This window comes from Brevundimonas sp. (assembly GCF_032107865.1).
In the GTDB taxonomy this organism is placed as follows: Bacteria; Pseudomonadota; Alphaproteobacteria; order Caulobacterales; family Caulobacteraceae; genus Brevundimonas.
Genome location: NZ_DAMCNG010000174.1, coordinates 1 through 5,714, shown reverse-complemented (window position 1 = coordinate 5,714; position 5,714 = coordinate 1). Strand labels below are relative to the sequence as shown.

At 67.2% G+C, this 5,714-nt stretch carries 6 protein-coding genes; 5 read left to right on the top strand and 1 reads right to left on the bottom strand.

The window, feature by feature from the left end:
• Positions 1–1,671 (bottom strand): peptidylprolyl isomerase (locus tag RT567_RS12890; RefSeq protein WP_313576716.1); only part of this gene is annotated, 1,671 nt, incomplete at its 3' end.
• Between the two features lie 131 nt (positions 1,672–1,802).
• On the opposite strand from RT567_RS12890, the gene tpiA reads away from it, so the two are divergent.
• From tpiA to RT567_RS12865, 5 genes are all read left to right on the top strand, one after another.
• Positions 1,803–2,552 carry a triose-phosphate isomerase gene (gene tpiA / locus RT567_RS12885; protein WP_313576715.1) on the top strand — a complete coding sequence of 250 codons (750 nt, stop codon included), beginning with the start codon at positions 1,803–1,805 and terminating at the stop codon, positions 2,550–2,552.
• An 89-nt stretch (positions 2,553–2,641) separates the two neighbouring features.
• A complete protein-coding gene (secG, locus tag RT567_RS12880) occupies positions 2,642–3,046 on the top strand; it encodes a preprotein translocase subunit SecG (RefSeq protein WP_313576714.1) in 405 nt (134 codons plus the stop codon).
• A gap of 123 nt (positions 3,047–3,169) precedes the next feature.
• Entirely contained in the window at positions 3,170–4,822 is a 1,653-nt protein-coding gene (locus RT567_RS12875) for a CTP synthase (RefSeq protein WP_313576713.1), read from the top strand.
• A gap of 70 nt (positions 4,823–4,892) precedes the next feature.
• Entirely contained in the window at positions 4,893–5,042 is a 150-nt protein-coding gene (locus tag RT567_RS12870) for a hypothetical protein (RefSeq protein WP_313576712.1), read from the top strand.
• Between the two features lie 132 nt (positions 5,043–5,174).
• Positions 5,175–5,714 (top strand): Plug domain-containing protein (locus tag RT567_RS12865; protein WP_313576711.1); only part of this gene is annotated, 540 nt, incomplete at its 3' end.

Here is a 5,714-nt window from a genome sequence, read left to right as displayed (position 1 = left end):
GGCGTCGGAGAAGACCTGACCCTTGCTCTGACCGAACAGGCCGCGCAGCACGCCGTCGCCGACCTGGGCCTGCGACTCACGGCTCTGCTGCACGCCGGTGCGGACGGTCAGCGGGGCGCCGGCTTCGGCGGCCACCTTGGCGATGTCTTCGCCGGCACGAACGCGGCCGGCCAGTTGCTCGGCCTTGGCCGACAGCAGGCGGGCGTTCTCACGCAGGGTCCACTGCTGGCCCAGCGGGGCGCGGACTTCTTCCAGCGTCGGCAGGGCCGACGGGCGGATGTCGTCCAGACGGACGGCGAAATACTGGCCGTCGCCGGCGTCGATCACGTCGCTCTCGCCGCCCTTGGTCAGGGTGTAGGCGCTTTCCAGAACCTGGCGCGGGGCGTTCATCGGCTGGCCGTCCGGCAGCTGACCCTGCTGGGTGAAGGGCGGCAGCTGGATGACGCGGGCCTTGGCGGCCGTGGCGGCGCCGGCCAGGTTCTTGCCTTCCTGGCGCGCCTTTTCGAACTGTTCGACCTTGGCGTAGGTGGCGGCCTTGACGGCTTCAGCTTGAAGTTCCTGAACCAGGGCGGGGCGGGCGCTTTCCAGCGTCACGGCCTGCCCGGCCTGAATGGCGGCCAGCTTGGCGACAGTGAAGCCCAGACGGCCTTGGATCGGCGCCGAAACCTGATCGACGGCCAGGCCGAACACGGCGGCGCCGACGGCGGGGTCGCCCACGGCGGCCTGCGGCGTGCCCTTGTAGTCGCCCAGCTGGATGTTGTTGGCCTTGGCGACCTCGGCTGGGTTCTTGCCGGCGCGCAGGTCGGCGGCGATCTTGTCGGCGGCTTCCTTGGTCGGAACGGTCAGGGTGACGAAGGTGCGCTTCTCCGGATCGGCCAGGGCGGCCTTGCGGAACTCATAACGCTCGTTGATCTGCTCTTCGGTGATGGTCGGGCGCGCGTCGCTCGGGCCCGGGGTGAACAGCACCAGGGAGATCATGCGGAACTCGGGGCTGCGCAGGCGCGCCTCGTTTTCCTTCATGAAGGCGGTCAGTTGAGCGTCGGTCGGGGCGCCCGCGCGGCCGGCCATGTCCTGAGTGACCGAGAACCAGCGGCCGTCACGGGTTTCCAGCGCCTGGCCCGCCAGCAGAGCGGCGTAGACGCGCGGCGCTTGCAGGCCGGCGAAGACGGCCGAGCCGACGTGGGCGGTCACGTATTGGTCGCGCAGATCCTGCTCGAGCATTTCCGAGGTCAGGTTCTGTTGAGCCAGAGCCTGGGTGTAAAGATCCTGATCGAACTGGCCGGTGATCTGGTTGAAGAAGGCCGGAATCTTGCGGATTTCCGCCAGCACCAGCTCCTTGCCGGGGCGGATGCCGTTCTTCCAGGCCCACGACAGGAAGCCCAGGCGCTGGGTCTGGCTGTCGAGATACTGCTGGTGCAGGTTCTCTTTGACCATGTCGTCGTAGCTGACGGGACGGCCGGCCTGCTCCTGCAGATTGGCGCGCACGCGCTCGAAATCGGCGCGGAACTGGTTGGAATCGACGCTGCGGTCGCCGGCGCTGATGATGTGACGCGGCCCCAGGCTGGCGAAGATGTCGGACTGGGCCCCGACGATCAGGAAGCTGAGGATGATCAGGGCGAACAGGCCCCCAGCCCACTTGGACTTGGCGAAGTTGCGGAAGTGCGTGATCATCTAAGAAGAACCTGACGAGGGCCGGCGTCGAAAGGGCGCCAAGGGTCGCGTATAGGGGGTGCAGGGCCGCCGCCGCAAGTGAGGCTTGACGACATCTTGGCTTCCGCCGCCGTCGCCACTAGACAGGCCGCATGAAACAATCTGTGAAGCTGGTCGCCGGCAACTGGAAAATGAACGGCCTGGGCGCGAGCCTGGCCGAGGCTGAAACCCTCGAGAAGGCGCTGAAGGAACAGGCTGCGGCCTGTCGCGTGGCCCTGTGCCCGCCCGCCACCTTGATCAACCGGATGGCGCAGGCCCTGAAGGGCGGCGTCGTCGAGATCGGCGGGCAGGACTGCCACGCTGAAACCTCGGGCGCCTACACCGGATCGGTCTCGGCCGAGATGGTCCGTGATGCGGGCGCCGGTCTGGTGATTCTCGGCCACTCGGAACGCCGCGCCGGATTCGGCGAGACGGACGCCGACGTCGCCGCCAAGGTCGAGGCTGCCCTGGCCGCCGGTCTGGAGCCGATCATCTGCATCGGCGAGACGCTTCAGCAGCGCGAAGCCGGGCAGGCGGTCGAGGTCGTCAGCCGTCAGGTCGCCGGTTCGCTGCCGGTCTCGCTGACGGGCAAGGCGTTCGCCGTGGCCTATGAGCCGGTCTGGGCCATCGGCACCGGCCTGACGCCGACGCTGGAGCAGATCGAGGAAGTCCACGTCGCCGTGCGCGCGGCAATGGTCGCCAAGCTGGGCGAGGGCGGCCGCGACGCTTCGATCCTGTACGGCGGCTCGGTCAAGCCGTCGAACGCGGCTGAGATTTTGGCTGTGGCCGAGGTCGGCGGCGCCCTGGTCGGCGGCGCCTCGCTGAAGGCCGAAGATTTCCTGGGCATCATCCGCGCGGTTTGATCGCGCGCCTGAGCGTTTGCCCGAGACCTCCATCAATGTTAGAGGCGGCCGCTTGATCGGCGCGCTTCTGCGCCCACATGAATGACGCCATGCTCCAGACCATTCTGCTCGTCGCGATGATCATCATCTCGGTCGCCTTGTCGGCCGTGATCCTGCTGCAACGTTCCGAGGGCGGCGCCCTGGGCATGGGCGGCGGTCCTTCGGGCTTCATGACGGCGCGCGGGGCAGGCAATCTGCTGACCCGCACCACGTCGATCCTGGCGATCGCCTTCTTCATCTGCGCGATCAGTCTGACGATCGCGGGCAACTATGCGCGCGGTTCGCGTTCGGTGATCGACGCCGACGCCGTCGGCTCCATCGCCGTGGACCAGCCTCAACAGACGGCTCCGGCTACGCCTGAAGCCGCACCGGCGACGCCGGCCGCACCGGTCGCCCCGTCGCTGGACGATCTGGAAGCCAGCCTGCCGGCCGGCCAGGGCGCGCCCGCCCAATAAGGGCGTCGCCGCCATCGAGTTTGGGGAAGCGCGCCGCAAGGCGCGCTTTCTTCTTTTGATCAACAGTTGGATTTTTCCTGAGCCTCTCCGCGCAGGACGAATCATGGAGTAAGGTGTCCGCCCATGGCTCGCTATGTGTTCATCACCGGCGGCGTGGTTTCCTCTCTTGGAAAAGGCCTCGCCTCCGCCGCTCTCGGCGCTCTTCTGCAGGCGCGTGGCTACAAGGTCCGCCTGCGAAAGCTGGACCCCTATCTCAACGTCGATCCGGGCACGATGAGCCCCTATCAGCACGGCGAGGTCTTCGTGACCGACGACGGCGCCGAGACGGACCTCGACCTGGGCCACTACGAACGCTTCACCGGCGTCTCGGCGGCCAAGTCGGACAACATCACGACCGGCCGCATCTATCAGACGATCATCGAGAAGGAGCGTCGCGGCGACTATCTGGGCGCGACCGTTCAGGTGATTCCGCACGTCACCGACCAGATCAAGCAGTTCTGCCTGAACCCGGCCAAGACGGACGGCGGCGAGGATGTGGACTTCGTCCTGGTCGAGATCGGCGGCACGGTCGGCGACATCGAGGGCCTGCCCTTCTTCGAGGCGATCCGTCAGCTGGGCCAGGATCTGCCGCGCGGGCAGTCGTGCTTCGTCCACCTGACCCTGCTGCCCTTCATCAAGACCGCCGGCGAGATGAAGACCAAGCCGACGCAGCACTCGGTCAAGGAGCTGCGCTCCATCGGCATCCAGCCCGACATCCTGCTGTGCCGTTCCGAAGCCCCGATCCCGGCCGACGAAAAGCGCAAGATCGCCCAGTTCTGCAACGTCCGCCCGGACAGCGTCATTCAGGCGATGGACTCGGCTGATATCTACGCCGTGCCGCTGGACTATCATCGCGAGGGCCTGGACACGCAGGTGCTGGCCCACTTCGGCATGACCGACGCGCCCGAGCCGGAGCTGTCCGGCTGGAACGAGATCGTGCGCCGCCGCCTGCACCCGGACGGCGAGGTCAACATCGCCGTGGTCGGCAAATACACCGTCCTGAAGGACGCCTATAAGTCGCTGATCGAGGCCCTGCAGCACGGCGGCGTGGCCAACAACGCCAAGGTCAACATCGACTGGGTCGAGGCCGACACCTTCGCCGGCGACCCGCAGGCCTGCGCCGAACGTCTGGAAGGCGCCCACGCCATCCTGGTCCCAGGCGGCTTCGGCGAACGCGGGGCCGAAGGCAAGATCGAGGCGGCGCGCTACGCCCGCGAGCGCAAGATCCCGTACTTCGGCATCTGCTTCGGCATGCAGATGGCGGTGATCGAGGCGGCGCGGAACCTGGCGGGCTATCCCAAGGCGACCTCGACCGAGTTCGGCCCGGCGGAAGAGCCTGTCGTCGGTCTGATGACCGAATGGGTCCAGGGCAATGAGCGCGTGAAACGCGAGCAGGGCGGCGATCTGGGCGGCACCATGCGTCTGGGCGCCTACGCCTCGACCCTGGCGCCCGGCTCCAAGATCGCCGAGATCTACGGCCAGACCGACATCAACGAGCGCCACCGTCACCGCTATGAGGTGAACATCAACTACCGCGACGCGGTGGAAGAGAAGGGCGGCCTGTTTTTCGCCGGTCTGTCGCCGGACGGCGTGCTGCCCGAGACGGTTGAGCGCAAGGACCATCCCTGGTTCATCGGCGTGCAATATCACCCCGAATACCGCAGCCGCCCGTTCGCTCCGCACCCGCTGTTCGCCAGCTTCGTCGAGGCGGCCCTGGTGCAGAGCCGCCTGGTCTGATCACGAACGGTTGTTGCGATTTTCGCCGAACCGTGTGTCATCATGCTGTTAACCTTTCGGGTTGACGCAGATGGCAGGCGACATTCTCTATTTCTTGCACCGGCACTTTCGGACGGTGTTTCTGATCGGCGCGACGGTCGGCGTGATGGCGCTTGGCCTGATCGTTCGCGGCGTTTTGGGGCTGCTGTTCAGCGTATCGACCGGCGGCGGCGTCGGTTAAGCGTGTTCCTGAGCCTAGCTTGCCTTAGGCGGCGGTCATTTGACGCGCAGATGCGGAAGCTCGACGGACGACAAGCCTGACAGCATCGACTATCCCTGATCCGGTCGCCGAGCGGTCGGCAGGGAGTTCAGCGTGATCGAGTTTCAGGCGCACGTCGTTGACGAGGTCGTGGTGACGGCGGCGCGGTTGCCGCCTGCGGCGGGCGAGGCGGCCTTCTCGGTCATTCGGTTGGACGAAGCGGCGATGGCGCGCGCGGATCGGCTGGACGAGGCTCTGAGCGCTGTTCCGGCCGTGTCCCTGTTCCGGCGCACCTCCAGCCTGGCGGCCAATCCGACGACGCAAGGGATATCCTTGCGCGCCATCGCGCCGTCGGGCGCGGGGCGGACCCTGGTGACGCTGGACGGCGTGCCCCTGAACGACCCGTTCGGCGGTTGGGTGATCTGGTCGCAGACGCCGACGGAGAGCCTGGAGAACCTCGACATTGTGCGCGGCGCTGGCGCCGGCCCCTATGGCGCAGGCGCCCTGACAGGCGTGATCCAACTGCGCGAGCGCGAACGCGGCGGCGTGCTGTCCGCCTCGGTTTCGGAGCGCGGCGGCGCGCGGTTGGCGGGATCGGGCGGGTTCGATATCGGGCGAGCGCGGCTGACGGCCTCGACCCTGTATGAGAGAAGC